This is a genomic window from Stenotrophomonas sp. LC732, assembly GCF_052446685.1.
GTDB classification, from domain to species: Bacteria; Pseudomonadota; Gammaproteobacteria; order Xanthomonadales; family Xanthomonadaceae; genus Stenotrophomonas; species Stenotrophomonas muris.
Map to the genome: position 1 here is coordinate 567736 of NZ_CP199214.1, position 15595 is coordinate 583330.

Consider the following 15595-nt stretch of genomic DNA (forward strand, 5'->3'; position numbering starts at 1 on the left):
TTCGAAACGCCTGCGCTGCAATGCTCGCACCCACTTGTCCACACCAAGTTCCCATTGCTCTCCACGTACCGTGTGGAAAACAATCGGGGCCGTGGACAAAGAATCACCACGTCCGGAAACGCCTGCACCGCAACGCTCGAACCCACTTGTCCACACCAAGTTCCCATTGCTTTCCACGTGCGGTGTGGAAAACCCCAGATGGCCCGCTCTGGCAGTCGCCCACCTTGGTGGGCGGGGCGAAACAGTGCCCACCAGGGTGGGCATCTACCAGAACCGCAAACAACAAGGCCCGCCAATGGCGGGCCTTGTCGTCCACGTTCTGCAATGCGGCGTGCCTTACAGCGCGCTGCCACCGAACTTGTGGGTGTACTGCAGGTTGATCGTGCGCCCCACGCTGTCGAACCAGGACACGTCGTAGTACGGGTATGCAGTGTAGGTACGGTCCGTCGGCGGCATCTTGTTGAACACATTGACCACCGACAGCGACAGGCGCGAGTGGTCGTCGAAGCGGTACTGCAGCGAGGCGTTGTAGCGATAGGTCGCCTTCACGTACGGGCTGTCGCCGCTGTCCCAGTCGAACACCTGGTCGTAGCTGTCCGAGGTCGGCAGCTTGCCCAGGCGCGAACCGTACACCGTTGCCGACCACGCATCCTTTTCCCAGGTCACGCTCAGGCTGGTCTTGGTGCGTGGGATGTCGAAGCCGCTGTTCACTGCGAACTGGTCTTCGGTGCGGTCGCCCGGGTAGCGCTGGAAGTCATGCTTCTTCACCCAGGTGTGGGTGCCGTTGAAGATGAAGTCGCCGATGCCCGTCTGCAGGCGGTAGCGCAGGCCGACGTCGATGCCGGAGGTGGATTCGCGGGCGACGTTGATCGGCGCCACGCGCACGCCATACAGGCGCCCGTCGTTGCTGCGGGTGATGCGGGCGAGTGCATCCACGCAGGTCGGCGAGGTGATGTCGGCGCTGCCCAGGCGGCAGTTCGCTTCGTTGGCCAGGATCGTGCGCACGTCCATGTCCTGCACCTGGTCGCGCATGTCGATGTCGAACCAGTCCACCGACAGGTCCAGGCCGACGGCCGGCGACCAGACGAAGCCGGCACTCCACGAGGTGCTGGTTTCCGGGTCGAGCTGGCGGTTGCCGGTGCGGCTGCGGATCAGGTTGCGCTCGTAGTCGGCGCAGTCGGTGGCGCCGTCGGCGCGGCAGCTGTACAGGTCTTCGGCGGTGGTCTCATCGTTGCCCGGGCCGGCGAATACATAGTGCAGGTCCGGCGCACGGAACGCGGTGCCATACGAACCGCGCACCAGCAGCGTGTCGATCGGGCGCCATTCCAGGCCACCGCTCCAGGTCGCCTTGCCGATGGTGTGGCCGGAATAGCGGTACTGGTCGTAGCGGCCGGCCACGCTCAGGTTGACCGTTTCGTGCAGCGGCATGCGCAGCTCGGCCGCCGTAGCCCAGCGGTTGCGCGAACCTTGGCCGTCCGAATCCTTCCAGCTGTAATAGTAGTACTGGGTCGCCAGCGGATCAGGATTGAGCGAGTACGCCTGCTGGCCCACTTCCACGGTCGCGGCGAAACCGGCGTCACCGCCGGGCAGGCCGAACAGCGCGGAATTGGTCAGAGTGAATGCCGCCGTCTCCGTGCGCGACTTCGGCGTGTAGGTGGTACGCGCGGCGATCGAATCGTACTCGGCGCGGGTCAGCGGCCGGTACAGGCGTGACGGGTCGGCGTTGTAGATCGGGAAACCGTCGTCATCCACGCCCAGCTGCGGGCCGAGGAACAGGTCATTGGCCTTGGCGGCGATGATCTGCGCCCAGCTGATCCGCGACTGGTACTGCGAATGGCTCAATGCCGCTTCGTAGTCCCAGTTGCCGGCCAGGTTGCCCTTGAAGCCGGTGGTCACGCTGAAGGTCTTCTGCGTGCTGCGCACCATGGCATTGCGCAGGCCACCCATTTCCTCGGGCGAGAACTGGCGCTGCCAGAACTCGATCTCGCCGGTGGCTTCGTTGTTGAAGTAGCCCGACTCATCGCCGTTGGCGTCCATGCGGCCCCACTTGGTGACGTCGCGCATCAGCGACATCGTGTGATAGCCCAGCTGCACATCGGCGAACCACTGCTGGCCATTGTCGAAGTCGTAGCTCAGCGAGGCGTAGCCATTGGCACCACGGCGCTTGCTGAGGATGGTGCCGTAGCCGATCGAGCTGTCGCTTCCGCAGTAATAGCCATAGCGCGGGCGGTAGGCGCGGTAGGTGCTGCCCTGGTTCTGGCCGGACAGCGCTTCGCAGGTGGCCGCGCCCGGGTCCAGGTAGTCATCGTTGTAGTCGGTGCGCAGGTAGGCGCGGCGGGCGATGCGCGAACCCTCGGTGGGGCCGTCCTGGGTCGAGTCCTGGATGTCGCGCTCATAGGCCCACAGCGGCGTCTGCGACTGCAGTTCCACGCTGTACACCGCGTTGAAGTTGCCACGGCTGAAACCGCTGGCGATGCTCATGTCGAACGACTCGCCACCGCCTTCAGTGGTGGTGCCCATGCGCATGTCGATCGTGGTGCCGTCGGCCTTCTTCTTCAGGATGAAGTTGACCACGCCGGCGATCGCGTCCGATCCATAGATGGCCGAGGCGCTGCCGGTCAGTACTTCAATGCGCTCGATCATCCCCAGCGGAATGTTGGAGACATCGGTGAAGTTGCTGCGGCCCTTGAACGGCATCGGGAAGTCGGCGATACGGCGGCCATTGACCAGCACCAGCGTGTGGTTCGGGCCCAGGCCGCGCAGGTCCACCTGCTGGGCACCCGGCGAGAAGTCGGCGCCGCTGGAAGACTGCTGGCTCTGCGTCTCACCGCCGTTCTGGGTCATCGCACGCAGCACGTCCGGCACGCTGGTGAAGCCACTGGAGCGGATCTGTTCGGCGTTGATCACCGTGATCGGGGCGGGGCCTTCCACCTGGGCGCGCGGAATGCGCGAACCGGTGACCTGCACCGCGTCCAGTTGTTGTACCGGAGAGGACGCCGGAGCCTGGGCGGCCGCGGAAGCAGCCACACCCATCAACGCTAGCTGGATCGACCACGCCATCGCCTTTCTACGCATGAGGAATTCTCGGAAATGAAGCCGGCCCGCAGAGGAGGGGCCTGTCCCCCATTCAGATTTCCGGAATGGGCGCGCGCATTTAACGCCTTTTTTATGTCCTTGACTACTGGGTCCCTATCTGGCAAAGAGTGAAAACGCTTGCAAGTCGATTTTGTTCAGGGAGATCAAGATGCGACGCGTTCACCGGACCCTGCGTACCCCTGTTGCCTGGCTGGCGCTGCTCATGCTGGCCTGGCCGTCGGCCGCGCCCGCGCAGGATCTGCAGGGCCCGGGCTTTTCCTATTACGAGGTCGGCGACCTTGAGGCCCCACGTCCCGGGCCGCGTGCATCCGCGATGATGCTGATGGGCGGTGGCGAGTGGGTGCCGGATGCCTTCCAGTGGTGGTTGAAGCAGGCCGGCAATGGCCGTGTACTGATCCTGCGTGCCTCCGGTGGCGATGAACTGCAGGACCGCCTGTACCGCGAGATCGGCGGCACCACCGCGGTACAGACGCTGGTCTTCGACAGCCGCCGCGGTGCCGATGATCCAGCCGTGCTGCGCGTGGTCGCTGCGGCCGATGCCATCTTCATTGCCGGCGGCGACCAGTCGCGCTACATCCGCTTCTGGAAGGGCACCGCACTCAACCGCGCGCTCAACGCCCATGTACGCGCCGGCAAGCCGATTGCCGGTACCAGCGCTGGCCTGGCCATCCTCGGCGGCTATGCCTATGGCGCCATGGATGGCGGCAGCATCAGCTCGGCCGGTGCGCTGGCCGATCCGATGGGCAGCGCAGTCGCCATGGACAGTGGCTTCCTGCAGATGCCCTACCTGCAGCGCGTGGTCACCGACACCCATTTCGACAAGCGTGACCGCCTTGGCCGCCTCATCGTGTTCGTGGCACGCGCCGCGCAGGACAGCGGCGACCCTGACATCGTCGGCATCGGCGTTGATGAGGACACCGCCCTGTGCGTGGAGCCCGATGGCCAGGCCCAGGTCTACAGCGCTGATGGCGAGGGCAAGGTCTGGGTGGTCAGCCCCGGTCGTGATGCCGATCGCCTGGTCGAGGGCGAACCATTGCGCTTCCATGCCGTTCCAGTGACCGTGGTCGCCAGTGGCAGCCGCATGCGCCTGGACGATTTCCAGGCCGAGGCCGACTACCAGGCCGTGGCCGACATCAGCGACGGCCAGATCGAGTTCACGCTTCGGTAGCGCCGGCCGCTGGCCGGCAACTCACTTTCCCTGAGCTGATGCGCCCCTTGCGGCCAGCGGCCGGCGCTACCCTGCAATCCATTCCCTTGTCCTGCTGGAGACGTACCTGATGAAACTGCGCCTGGCGCTGTCCGCGCTGCTGTCCTTTCCATTGATCGCCCAGGCCGCCCCGGCTGCGTCGCCATTGCTGGTCATCCATGGCGGCGCCGGCGTCGAACGCAAGGACCTGTCGCCGGCCGAAGAGAAGGCTGCGCGCGATGCGTTGCGCGCCGCACTGCTGAAAGGCCATGCCGAACTGGCGGCCGGTCGTCCGGCGCTTGCAGCGGTCACTGCGGCAATCACCGTGCTGGAGGACGATCCGACCTTCAACGCTGGCAAGGGCGCAGTGTTCACCCATGACGGCCACAACGAGCTGGATGCGGCGGTGATGGACGGTGCCACCCAGGCAGCAGGTGCGGTGGCCGGCGTGCAGCGGGTGCGTAACCCGATCCTGCTGGCGCAGACCGTGATGCAGAAGTCCAGGCACGTGATGATGGTAGGGCAGGGTGCCGAAGCCTTCGCGGTGGAGCAGGGCATTGCTCTGGTTGATCCCTCCTACTTCCGCACGGAGAAGCGTTGGCAGCAGCTGCAGCGCGCGCTTAAGGAAGAGGTCAATGGCCAAGCCCATGCCGACCTGGAGACCGCAAAGCACTTCGGTACCGTCGGTGCGGTCGCGCTGGATGCGCAGGGGCAGCTGGCCGCGGGCACCTCCACGGGCGGCATGACCAACAAGCGCTATGGCCGGGTGGGGGACTCGCCGATCATCGGCGCCGGCACCTGGGCCGATGCGCGCTGTGCGGTGTCGGGCACCGGCTGGGGCGAGTACTACATCCGCACCGCGGCCGCGCACGAGATCTGTGCGCGCATGCGCTACCAGGGGCAGAGCCCGGAGCAGGCCGGCAAGGGCGTGATCAACGAGACGATTCCGCAGATGGGCGGCGACGGTGGTGCGATTGTGCTTGCCGCGGACGGCAGAATGGCCACGCCGTTCAACACCCAGGGCATGTATCGGGGCTGGATCGGCGCCGACGGAGTCCCCCATGTCGCAATTTTCGCCAGCGAGACCCCGCCGGTCCCCGGTCAATAACCTTGCGTATCAATGGGTTTGCGACAACGTGTGAAAAAGATGGAAAAAAGCGTTGACAGCCCCCCGTCCCATCAGCAGAATAAGCGGCTCACCACCACACACCGCAACGCTTCGGCGGCAACGGAATGGGGTGGTAAGGAGGGATACCCAAGCGGCCAACGGGGGCAGACTGTAAATCTGCTGGCTTACGCCTTCGGTGGTTCGAATCCACCTCCCTCCACCAGTTTCACGTTGTGACATTCCCGGCGCGGGAGTAGTTCAATGGTAGAACCTCAGCCTTCCAAGCTGATGGTGCGGGTTCGATTCCCGTCTCCCGCTCCATTGAATGAACTTTGAATCTTATCGAGTTCATGTCATAATGCAAAACTCGGCTCACGTAGCTCAGTCGGTAGAGCACTTCCTTGGTAAGGAAGAGGTCGAAGGTTCGATTCCTTTCGTGAGCACCATCTTAAGCATCACCTCTCAGACGAATTCGAGATAAGCAGCCATGGCCAAGGGTAAGTTCGAGCGCACCAAGCCGCACGTCAATGTCGGCACCATCGGTCACGTCGACCACGGCAAGACCACGCTGACCGCCGCACTGACCAAGATCGGTGCCGAGCGCTTCGGTGGCGAGTTCAAGGACTACTCCTCGATCGACGCCGCGCCGGAAGAAAAGGCTCGTGGTATCACGATCTCGACCGCGCACGTCGAATACGAATCCCCGATCCGTCACTACGCCCACGTTGACTGCCCGGGCCACGCTGACTACGTCAAGAACATGATCACCGGTGCCGCCCAGATGGACGGTGCGATCCTGGTGTGCTCGGCCGCTGACGGCCCGATGCCGCAGACCCGTGAGCACATCCTGCTGTCGCGCCAGGTCGGCGTGCCGTACATCGTCGTGTTCCTGAACAAGGCCGACATGGTCGACGACGCCGAGCTGCTCGAGCTGGTCGAGATGGAAGTGCGCGAACTGCTGAGCAAGTACGAGTTCCCGGGCGACGACACCCCGATCATCGCCGGTTCGGCCCGCCTGGCGCTGGAAGGCGACCAGAGCGACATCGGCGTGCCGGCCATCCTGAAGCTGGTCGACGCGCTGGACAGCTGGATTCCGGAGCCGGAGCGTGCGATCGACAAGTCGTTCCTGATGCCGGTGGAAGACGTGTTCTCGATCTCGGGCCGCGGCACCGTGGTGACCGGTCGTATCGAGCGCGGCGTGATCAAGGTTGGCGACGAAATCGAAATCGTCGGCATCCGTCCGGTGCAGAAGACCACCGTGACCGGCGTTGAAATGTTCCGCAAGCTGCTGGACCAGGGTCAGGCAGGCGACAACGCTGGCCTGCTGCTGCGCGGCACCAAGCGTGACGACGTCGAGCGTGGCCAGGTGCTGGCCAAGCCGGGCACGATCAAGCCGCACACCAAGTTCGAAGGCGAAGTGTACGTCCTGTCGAAGGACGAGGGCGGCCGCCACACCCCGTTCTTCAACGGCTACCGTCCGCAGTTCTACTTCCGCACCACCGACATCACCGGCGCAGCTGCTCTGCCGGAAGGCGTCGAAATGGTGATGCCGGGTGACAACGTCAAGATGGTCGTCACCCTGATCAACCCGGTGGCAATGGACGAAGGCCTGCGCTTCGCCATCCGCGAAGGCGGCCGTACCGTCGGCGCCGGCGTGGTCTCGAAGATCATCGAGTAAGCCTGCAGTACCGGTGGTTGCATAGCGCCGCCGGTTACGCGAATGGCGGGCCGGGAACCTCGGTCCGCCTTCGCCGTCTAAGGGAAGGCAAGTTTTCAACGTACGCCAGTAGCTCAATTGGCAGAGCAGCGGTCTCCAAAACCGCAGGTTGGGGGTTCGAGTCCCTCCTGGCGTGCCATCTGCCCACCTTACCCAGCGGCCTGCGCCGCTAAAGCAGACACAGCCGGATGAATAGCAAGATCGAACACTCCAAGGACAACTCCGCCAATGGTGGAGATATCGTCAAGTATGTCGCCGCATCGTTGCTGGTGCTGGCCGGTCTGTTCGTCTGGTTCTGGTTCTCCGCCGACTCCGGTCGCGCCGCCCAGCTGGGTGCGTGGGCGGGTCAGGTGCGTGCGTTGGCGGTCGTGGTCGGTCTGGTTGGCGGTATCGGCGTGTTCATGCTGACCGGCAAGGGGCGCGACACCCGCGAATTCCTCTCCGAGTCGCGCTTCGAACTGCGCAAGGTGGTCTGGCCGACGCGCCAGGAAGCCATCCGCATGACCTGGGTCGTGATCGTCGTGGTGCTCATCCTCAGCCTGCTGCTGGGTGGCTTCGACTTCCTGATCCAGAAACTGACTCAGTGGTTCCTGAGCCGCTAAGGAGAATTGCATGAAGCGTTGGTACGTCGTTCACGCCTATTCGGGCTTCGAGAAGTCGGTGGCGCAGGCCCTGCGCGATCGCATCGTCCGTGATGGCATGGAAGAGCGCTTCGGCGACGTCCTGGTTCCGACCGAAGAAGTGGTCGAGATGCGCGCTGGCCAGAAGCGCCGCTCCGAGCGCAAGTTCTTCCCGGGTTACGTGCTGGTCCAGATCGAGACCCACGAAGAAGCCGGTATTCCGCGCATCGACAACGAAAGCTGGCACCTGGTCAAGGAAACCCCGCGTGTGATGGGCTTCATCGGCGGTACTGCCGATCGTCCATTGCCGATCGCCGATTCCGAGGCCGAGGCCATCCTGAACCGCGTTCAGGAAGGTGTCGAGAAGCCGCGTCCGAAGGTGCTGTTCGAGCCGGGCCAGATGGTCCGCGTCACCGACGGTCCGTTCAATGATTTCAATGGCGTCGTCGAAGAGGTCAACTACGAGAAGAGCCGTCTGCGCGTCTCGGTGCTGATCTTCGGTCGTGCGACCCCGGTCGAGCTCGAGTTCGGCCAGGTCGAAAAGGCCGTCTGACCTGTCTGTAGCGTCGAGCATGGCTCGGCGTCGGACCAGAAACCGGGCCTGGCCCGGTTTCGTTCGTTTACCTGCCGCTTCAGGCATGTGAAGAAAAAACCTGTTATAGTGCGCGGCTCCCTGCTGGGAAAGCCAGCAGGATGAGGCCGCCGCAAGGTGGCCTTCAGCATGATTTCAAAACGCGATGCCGGGACGCGTGATTCCCGGTCCGATGGGGAGCCTGTTGTCGAAAGGCGCTAGCACCCGGAGAGCACTCACATGGCAAAGAAAGTTGTCGGTTACATCAAGCTGCAGGTGAAGGCCGGTCAGGCCAACCCCTCGCCGCCGGTCGGTCCTGCGCTGGGTCAGCGTGGTCTGAACATCATGGAATTCTGCAAGGCGTTCAACGCTGCCACGCAGAAGCTCGAGCCGGGTCTGCCGGTTCCGGTGATCATCACGGCCTACTCGGACCGTACGTTCACCTTCATCACCAAGAGCACCCCGGCCACCACCCTGCTGAAGAAGGCCGCTGGCATCTCGTCGGGCTCCAAGCGCCCGAACACCGAGAAGGTCGGCAAGGTCACCCGTAAGCAGCTGGAAGAGATCGCCAAGGCGAAGGAACCGGATCTGACTGCCGCCGACCTGGACGCCGCCGTGCGTACCATCGCTGGCTCTGCCCGTTCCATGGGCCTCGTGGTGGAGGGTTAATAAGATGGCACAGACCAAGCGTGAGAAGGCCATCAAGGCCGCCGTCGTTCCGGGCAAGGCGTACGCCTTCGAGGACGCGATCAACATCCTGAAGACCGCCACCAAGGCGAAGTTCGTCGAGTCGATCGACGTTGCCGTGCGCCTGGGCGTCGATGCGAAGAAGTCCGACCAGCAGGTCCGTGGCTCCACCGTGCTGCCGGCCGGTACCGGCAAGTCGGTCCGCGTCGCCGTGTTCGCTCCGGCCGGTGCCAAGGCTGATGAAGCCCTGGCCGCTGGCGCCGAAGCCGTCGGTATGGACGATCTGGCCGAGAAGATGCAGGCCGGTGATCTGAACTATGACGTCGTCATCGCGACCCCGGACGCCATGCGTGTCGTCGGTAAGCTGGGCACCGTGCTGGGCCCGCGCGGCCTGATGCCGAACCCGAAGGTCGGCACTGTTTCCCCGAACCCGGGTGAAGCCGTGAAGAACGCCAAGTCGGGTCAGGTCCGTTACCGCACCGACAAGGCCGGCATCATCCACTGCACCATCGGCAAGGCCGACTTCGCCGAAGACGCGCTGAAGTCGAACCTGACCGCGCTGCTGCTGGACCTGATCAAGGCCAAGCCGGCCACCTCGAAGGGCACCTACCTGCAGAAGGTTTCGGTCAGCTCGACGATGGGCCCGGGCGTCACCGTCGACCAGTCGTCGCTGACCCTGAAGTAATTGTTTTAAGCGGTCACGGTACCTTCGGTGCCGTGACCGTGACATTTGAAGGCATCGCTGGCAGTGCATCGCCTGCGGTAGCCGTCAAAGACCGCAGGCGCGGTCGTGGCAATACCGGCGACGGGCACGGAAGCTCGATCTGGCAAGGAGTCGCCGCCGGAGCAGTCATGAGCGCTTAATCGATTCCCCGGAATCACCCTGCGTAGATGGTGCCCTTCTGGAGTTTTTCTGGTTCACGCACGTCTGGGTTTCCCAGGTTGGCCCACTCCAGGTCTAGAACGGCCCACCCCCGGAACATCATCCCGATGTTCCCGGCGTCCAGGACGGATGCCGCACAGGACCGCACACGGCAGGAGCCGTAAGCGGAGTTCAATAGGAGGAGTGCAATGGCTCTCAATCTGTCCCAGAAGCAAGAAGTAGTCGCCGAGCTGGCAGACGTCGCCGCCAAGGCCCACTCCTTGATCGCAGCCGAATACGCTGGCACCACGGTCGCCCAGATGACCGCGATGCGCAAGCAGGCTCGTGAAACCGGTGTTTTCTTGAAGGTTGTCAAGAACACCCTGGCTTCGCGCGCCGTTGAAGGCACCGAGTTCGCAGTCGCACAGGACCAGATGGTTGGTCCGCTGCTGTACGCGTTCTCGCTCGAGGAGCCCGGCGCTGCCGGTCGCCTGATCAAGGAAGCCGCCAAGGGCAACGACAAGCTGAAGGCTAAGGTCGTCGCCATCGGTGGCGAAGTGTTCCCGGCAAGCCACGTCGAAGTGCTGGCCTCGCTGCCGACCCGCGACCAGGCCCTGGCCATGCTGGCCCGCGTCCTGACCGAGCCGGTCACGATGTTTGCCCGCGCCATCAAGGCCGTTGGCGAGAAGCAGGGGGGTGGCGATGTCGCCGCCGACGCTGCCGAGCCGGCCGCCGAGACCGCCTGAGTTTCGACTTACCGTGGTTCCTGACGGAACCTCAACCCAGAAAATCATCCAAAGGTATTAATCATGTCCCTTACCAACGAACAGATCGTCGACGCCATCGCCGAGAAGTCCCTGATGGAAGTGATGGAGCTGGTCAAGGCCATCGAAGAGAAGTTCGGCGTCTCCGCCGCTGCTCCGGTTGCCGTGGCTGCTGCCGCTGGCCCGGCCGCTGCTGTTGAAGAGCAGACCGAGTTCACCGTCACCCTGAAGACCGCCGGCGAGAAGAAGGTCGAGGTCATCAAGGCCGTCCGCGCCATCACCGGCCTGGGCCTGAAGGAAGCGAAGGACCTGGCCGAAGCCGGTGGCGTCCTGAAGGAAGGCGCTTCGAAGGAAGACGCCGAGAAGATGAAGAAGGACCTGGAAGCTGCTGGCGCGACTGTCGAAGTCAAGTAAGCAGTTACCTTGCATCGTCACCGATTCACGGCGATGCAGCCAAGGCTGGGGGCGTAAGCCTCCGGCCTTTGGTCGTTGTTGCGGTACCGGTAGGGTCGACTGTTAGTCGACTGTTTCAAAAGCAGGAAAAAGCCCAACACGGGCTGCAGTCAAACCCCGGCAGGCCAGCGCACGGCGCGGCAGCGGGGGAGTGGTAGCAGACGAGTTGGCAGTTGGAAGTAGCGGGAGAAGGCGTGCTGGTGCCGGCAATACCAGCGACTTCCAACTGACAATTTCAAGTTCCCTTCGGATCGTGGGCGCACGATCCGCACAACAAGGTGGAAGACCTCATGACGTCCTATTCGTTCACCGAAAAAAAGCGTATCCGCAAGGATTTCGGCAAGCAGCGCTCGATTCTCGAAGTGCCGTTCCTGCTCGCCATCCAGGTGGATTCCTATCGTGAATTCCTGCAGGAAAACGTCGATCCGGCCAAGCGCACGGACCACGGCCTGCACGCTGCGCTGAAGTCGGTCTTCCCGATCGCCAGCTACAGCGGCAATGCTGCCCTGGAATACGTCGGCTACAAGCTGGGCGAACCGGTCTTCGACGAGCGTGAGTGCCGCCAGCGCGGCATGAGCTACGGCGCCCCGCTGCGCGTGACCGTGCGCCTGGTGATCTACGACCGTGAGTCGTCGACCAAGGCCATCAAGTACGTGAAGGAGCAGGAGGTCTATCTGGGCGAAATCCCGCTGATGACCGAGAACGGCACCTTCATCGTCAACGGCGCCGAGCGCGTCATCGTCTCGCAGCTGCACCGCTCGCCGGGCGTGTTCTTCGACCACGACCGTGGCAAGACCCACAGCTCGGGCAAGCTGCTGTACAGCGCCCGCATCATTCCTTACCGCGGTTCCTGGCTGGACTTCGAGTTCGACCCGAAGGACGCGCTGTTCACCCGTATCGACCGCCGCCGCAAGCTGCCGGTGTCGATCCTGCTGCGCGCGCTCGGCTACAGCAACGAGGAGATGCTGGCCGAGTTCTTCGAGATCAACACCTTCCACATCAATCCGGATGAAGGCGTCCAGCTGGAGCTGGTGCCGGAGCGCCTGCGTGGCGAAACCCTGGGCTTCGACCTCGCCGACGGCGACAAGGTCATCGTGGAAGCCGGCAAGCGCATCACCGCGCGCCACATCAAGCAGCTGGAAGCCTCGGGCATCGCCGCCCTGGCCGTGCCGGACGACTACATCGTCGGCCGCATCCTGTCGCACGACGTGGTCGATGCCTCCACCGGCGAGCTGCTGGCCCAGGCCAACGACGAGATCACCGACGAGCAGCTGCAGGCCTTCCGCAAGGCCGGCGTTGACGCGGTCGGCACCCTGTGGGTGAACGACCTGGATCGTGGTCCGTACCTGTCCAACACCCTGCGCATCGACCCGACCAAGACCCAGCTGGAAGCCCTGGTCGAGATCTACCGCATGATGCGTCCGGGCGAGCCGCCGACCAAGGATGCCGCGCAGAACCTGTTCCACAACCTGTTCTTCACCTTCGAGCGCTACGACCTGTCCGCGGTCGGCCGCATGAAGTTCAACCGTCGCGTGGGCCGCAAGGAAACCACCGGCGAAGCCGTGCTGTACGACAGCAAGTACTTCGGTGAGCGCAACGACGAAGAGTCCAAGCGCCTGGTCGCTGCCCACGGCGACAGCTCCGACATCCTGGACGTGATCAAGGTCCTGACCGAGATCCGCAACGGTCGCGGCGTGGTCGATGACATCGATCACCTGGGCAACCGTCGCGTGCGTTCGGTCGGTGAAATGGCCGAGAACGTGTTCCGCGTCGGCCTGGTCCGCGTCGAGCGCGCGGTCAAGGAGCGCCTGTCGATGGCCGAGTCGGAAGGCCTGACCCCGCAGGAACTGATCAACGCCAAGCCGGTCGCCGCTGCCATCAAGGAGTTCTTCGGCTCCTCGCAGCTGTCGCAGTTCATGGACCAGAACAACCCGCTGTCGGAAGTGACTCACAAGCGTCGCGTCTCGGCCCTGGGCCCGGGCGGTCTGACCCGTGAGCGCGCCGGCTTCGAAGTGCGCGACGTGCACCCGACCCATTACGGCCGCGTCTGCACCATCGAAACCCCGGAAGGTCCGAACATCGGCCTGATCAACTCGCTGGCCGTGTATGCCCGCACCAACCAGTACGGTTTCCTCGAGACCCCGTACCGCAAGGTCGTGGACGGCAAGGTCTATGACGAAGTCGAGTTCCTGTCGGCGATCGAAGAAAACGAGTACGTCATTGCGCAGGCCAACGCGCTGACCGACGCCAAGGGCACCCTGACCGAGCAGTTCGTCCCGTGCCGCTTCCAGGGCGAATCGCTGCTGAAGCCGCCGGCGGAAGTCCACTTCATGGACGTCTCGCCGATGCAGACCGTGTCGATCGCGGCCGCGCTGGTTCCGTTCCTGGAGCACGATGACGCCAACCGCGCACTGATGGGCGCCAACATGCAGCGTCAGGCCGTGCCGACCCTGCGTGCGCAGAAGCCGCTGGTCGGTACCGGCATCGAGCGCGCCGTGGCGCGTGACTCCGGTGTGACCGTGAATGCCCGTCGTGGTGGCGAGATCGTGCAGATCGACGCGGCCCGCATCGTGGTCAAGGTCAACGAGGAAGAGATCGTTGGCGCCACCGACGCAGGCGTGGACATCTACAACCTGGTCAAGTACACCCGTTCGAACCAGAACACCTGCATCAACCAGCGCCCGCTGGTCCAGGTCGGTGACGTCATCGCCCGCGGCGACGTGCTGGCCGACGGTCCGTCCACCGACATCGGCGAACTGGCCCTGGGCCAGAACATGCTGATCGCGTTCATGCCGTGGAACGGCTACAACTTCGAAGACTCCATCCTGCTCTCCGAGCGCGTGGTGGAAGAGGATCGTTACACCACGATCCACATCGAAGAGCTGACCTGCGTCGCGCGTGACACCAAGCTGGGGCCGGAGGAAATCTCCGCCGACATCCCGAACGTCTCCGAGCAGGCGCTGAACCGCCTGGACGAGAGCGGCGTGGTGTACATCGGCGCGGAAGTCCGTGCCGGCGACATCCTGGTCGGCAAGGTCACCCCGAAGGGCGAAAGCCAGCTGACCCCGGAAGAGAAGCTGCTGCGCGCGATCTTCGGCGAGAAGGCTTCGGACGTGAAGGACAGCTCGCTGCGCGTTCCGCCGGGCATGGACGGCACCGTCATCGACGTGCAGGTCTTCACCCGCGACGGCATCGAGAAGGACAAGCGCGCCCGCCAGATCGAAGAATCTGAAATCAAGCGCGTCAAGAAGGACTTCGACGACCAGTTCCGCATCCTGGAAGCCGCCATCTACATGCGTCTGCGTTCGCAGATCGTGGGCAAGGTGGTCAACGGTGGCGCTGGCCTGAAGAAGGGTGACGTGATCACCGACGCCTTCCTGGACGGCCTGAAGAAGGCTGACTGGTTCGCCCTGCGCATGAAGGACGAGGACGCTTCGGAAGCCATCGAGCGCGCGCAGAAGCAGATCCAGGCGCACGAGAAGGAGTTCGAGCGTCGCTTCGCCGACAAGCGCGGCAAGATCACCGCCGGTGACGACCTCGCTCCGGGCGTTCTGAAGATGGTCAAGGTGTTCCTGGCCGTGAAGCGCCGCATCCAGCCGGGCGACAAGATGGCTGGCCGCCACGGCAACAAGGGTGTGGTCTCCAACGTGGTGCCGGTCGAGGACATGCCGTACATGGCCTCGGGCGAAACCGTGGACATCGTGCTGAATCCGCTGGGCGTGCCGTCGCGCATGAACATCGGCCAGATCCTGGAAGTGCACCTGGGCTGGGCCGCCAAGGGTCTGGGTCGCAAGATCCAGGCGATGATGGAAGCCCAGGCGGCGGTCGCCGACCTGCGCAAGTTCCTGGACGACATCTACAACCACGACGACACCAACGTGGCCAACCGTGTCGACCTGTCGCAGTTCAGCGACGAGGAACTGCTGCGCCTGGCCCGCAACCTGACCGACGGCGTGCCGATGGCTACCCCGGTGTTCGACGGCGCCACCGAAGCGGAAATCAAGCGCATGCTGGAACTGGCCGACCTGCCGAGCAGCGGCCAGACCCAGCTGTACGACGGCCGCACCGGTGAAGCCTTCGATCGCCACACCACCGTTGGCTACATGCACTACCTGAAGCTGAACCACCTGGTCGACGACAAGATGCACGCCCGTTCGACCGGTCCGTACTCGCTCGTCACCCAGCAGCCGCTGGGCGGCAAGGCGCAGTTCGGCGGCCAGCGCTTCGGTGAAATGGAAGTCTGGGCGCTGGAAGCCTACGGCGCGGCCTACACCCTGCAGGAAATGCTGACGGTGAAGTCCGATGACGTGCAGGGCCGCAACCAGATGTACAAGAACATTGTCGACGGTGAGCACGAGATGGTCGCGGGCATGCCGGAATCCTTCAACGTGCTCGTGAAGGAAATCCGCTCGCTGGCCATCAACATGGAACTGGAAGACAACTGATCCATGCCGGCGCGGCGGCCTCCGCCGCCGCGCCGCTGGCAGTCAACTGAAAGCCCATCGACACAGCATTCCTCCTTCTGGAGAAC

11 protein-coding genes and 4 tRNA genes are annotated in these 15595 nt (G+C 63.9%); 14 read left to right on the forward strand and 1 reads right to left on the reverse strand.

The window, feature by feature from the left end:
- Positions 1-336: 336 nt before the first annotated feature.
- Positions 337-3075, reverse strand: coding sequence for a TonB-dependent receptor plug domain-containing protein (locus tag ACT6SE_RS02660; protein WP_046429053.1), 2739 nt, complete (start codon positions 3073-3075; stop codon positions 337-339).
- A gap of 169 nt (positions 3076-3244) precedes the next feature.
- Between ACT6SE_RS02660 and ACT6SE_RS02665 the strand changes: the two genes are divergently transcribed.
- The 14 genes from ACT6SE_RS02665 (at position 3245) to rpoB (ending at position 15509) form a co-directional block, all read left to right on the forward strand.
- Positions 3245-4264: a cyanophycinase gene (locus ACT6SE_RS02665; RefSeq protein ID WP_046429266.1), complete on the forward strand. Its 1020-nt coding sequence runs from the start codon at positions 3245-3247 to the stop codon at positions 4262-4264.
- 109 nt (positions 4265-4373) lie between these two features.
- Positions 4374-5390, forward strand: coding sequence for an isoaspartyl peptidase/L-asparaginase family protein (locus tag ACT6SE_RS02670; protein WP_046429056.1), 1017 nt, complete (start codon positions 4374-4376; stop codon positions 5388-5390).
- A 137-nt stretch (positions 5391-5527) separates the two neighbouring features.
- Positions 5528-5613, forward strand: a tRNA-Tyr gene (locus ACT6SE_RS02675).
- A 24-nt stretch (positions 5614-5637) separates the two neighbouring features.
- Positions 5638-5711, forward strand: a tRNA-Gly gene (locus ACT6SE_RS02680).
- Positions 5712-5760: 49 nt separating this feature from the next.
- A tRNA-Thr gene (locus tag ACT6SE_RS02685) sits at positions 5761-5836 on the forward strand.
- 41 nt (positions 5837-5877) lie between these two features.
- Positions 5878-7068, forward strand: a complete 1191-nt coding sequence (gene tuf, locus ACT6SE_RS02690; protein WP_444811092.1) for an elongation factor Tu — start codon at positions 5878-5880, stop codon at positions 7066-7068.
- A 102-nt stretch (positions 7069-7170) separates the two neighbouring features.
- Positions 7171-7246 (forward strand) — tRNA-Trp (locus ACT6SE_RS02695).
- Positions 7247-7295: 49 nt separating this feature from the next.
- Entirely contained in the window at positions 7296-7709 is a 414-nt protein-coding gene (secE, locus tag ACT6SE_RS02700; RefSeq protein WP_014646044.1) for a preprotein translocase subunit SecE, read from the forward strand.
- A gap of 10 nt (positions 7710-7719) precedes the next feature.
- Positions 7720-8280: a transcription termination/antitermination protein NusG gene (gene nusG / locus ACT6SE_RS02705; protein ID WP_004154362.1), complete on the forward strand. Its 561-nt coding sequence runs from the start codon at positions 7720-7722 to the stop codon at positions 8278-8280.
- Between the two features lie 258 nt (positions 8281-8538).
- Positions 8539-8967: a 50S ribosomal protein L11 gene (rplK, locus tag ACT6SE_RS02710; protein ID WP_004145248.1), complete on the forward strand. Its 429-nt coding sequence runs from the start codon at positions 8539-8541 to the stop codon at positions 8965-8967.
- A 4-nt stretch (positions 8968-8971) separates the two neighbouring features.
- Positions 8972-9670 carry a 50S ribosomal protein L1 gene (gene rplA / locus ACT6SE_RS02715; protein WP_014646045.1) on the forward strand — a complete coding sequence of 233 codons (699 nt, stop codon included), beginning with the start codon at positions 8972-8974 and terminating at the stop codon, positions 9668-9670.
- A 386-nt stretch (positions 9671-10056) separates the two neighbouring features.
- Positions 10057-10593 carry a 50S ribosomal protein L10 gene (gene rplJ, locus ACT6SE_RS02720; protein ID WP_010480377.1) on the forward strand — a complete coding sequence of 179 codons (537 nt, stop codon included), beginning with the start codon at positions 10057-10059 and terminating at the stop codon, positions 10591-10593.
- Between the two features lie 63 nt (positions 10594-10656).
- Positions 10657-11025 carry a 50S ribosomal protein L7/L12 gene (gene rplL, locus ACT6SE_RS02725; RefSeq protein WP_014646047.1) on the forward strand — a complete coding sequence of 123 codons (369 nt, stop codon included), beginning with the start codon at positions 10657-10659 and terminating at the stop codon, positions 11023-11025.
- A gap of 329 nt (positions 11026-11354) precedes the next feature.
- A complete protein-coding gene (gene rpoB, locus ACT6SE_RS02730) occupies positions 11355-15509 on the forward strand; it encodes a DNA-directed RNA polymerase subunit beta (protein ID WP_444811093.1) in 4155 nt (1384 codons plus the stop codon).
- Positions 15510-15595: the final 86 nt, after the last annotated feature.

What these genes read in the sequence shown, in the direction of transcription:
- rplA (WP_014646045.1), top strand. Translation starts at nt 8,972, where the DNA reads ATGGCACAGACCAAGCGTGAGAAGGCCATCAAGGCCGCCGTCGTTCCG.
- nusG (WP_004154362.1), top strand. Translation starts at nt 7,720, where the DNA reads ATGAAGCGTTGGTACGTCGTTCACGCCTATTCGGGCTTCGAGAAGTCG.
- rplK (WP_004145248.1), top strand. Translation starts at nt 8,539, where the DNA reads ATGGCAAAGAAAGTTGTCGGTTACATCAAGCTGCAGGTGAAGGCCGGT.
- rplJ (WP_010480377.1), top strand. Translation starts at nt 10,057, where the DNA reads ATGGCTCTCAATCTGTCCCAGAAGCAAGAAGTAGTCGCCGAGCTGGCA.
- rplL (WP_014646047.1), top strand. Translation starts at nt 10,657, where the DNA reads ATGTCCCTTACCAACGAACAGATCGTCGACGCCATCGCCGAGAAGTCC.
- secE (WP_014646044.1), top strand. Translation starts at nt 7,296, where the DNA reads ATGAATAGCAAGATCGAACACTCCAAGGACAACTCCGCCAATGGTGGA.
- ACT6SE_RS02665 (WP_046429266.1), top strand. Translation starts at nt 3,245, where the DNA reads ATGCGACGCGTTCACCGGACCCTGCGTACCCCTGTTGCCTGGCTGGCG.
- ACT6SE_RS02660 (WP_046429053.1), bottom strand. Translation starts at nt 3,075, where the DNA reads ATGCGTAGAAAGGCGATGGCGTGGTCGATCCAGCTAGCGTTGATGGGT.
- rpoB (WP_444811093.1), top strand. Translation starts at nt 11,355, where the DNA reads ATGACGTCCTATTCGTTCACCGAAAAAAAGCGTATCCGCAAGGATTTC.
- ACT6SE_RS02670 (WP_046429056.1), top strand. Translation starts at nt 4,374, where the DNA reads ATGAAACTGCGCCTGGCGCTGTCCGCGCTGCTGTCCTTTCCATTGATC.
- tuf (WP_444811092.1), top strand. Translation starts at nt 5,878, where the DNA reads ATGGCCAAGGGTAAGTTCGAGCGCACCAAGCCGCACGTCAATGTCGGC.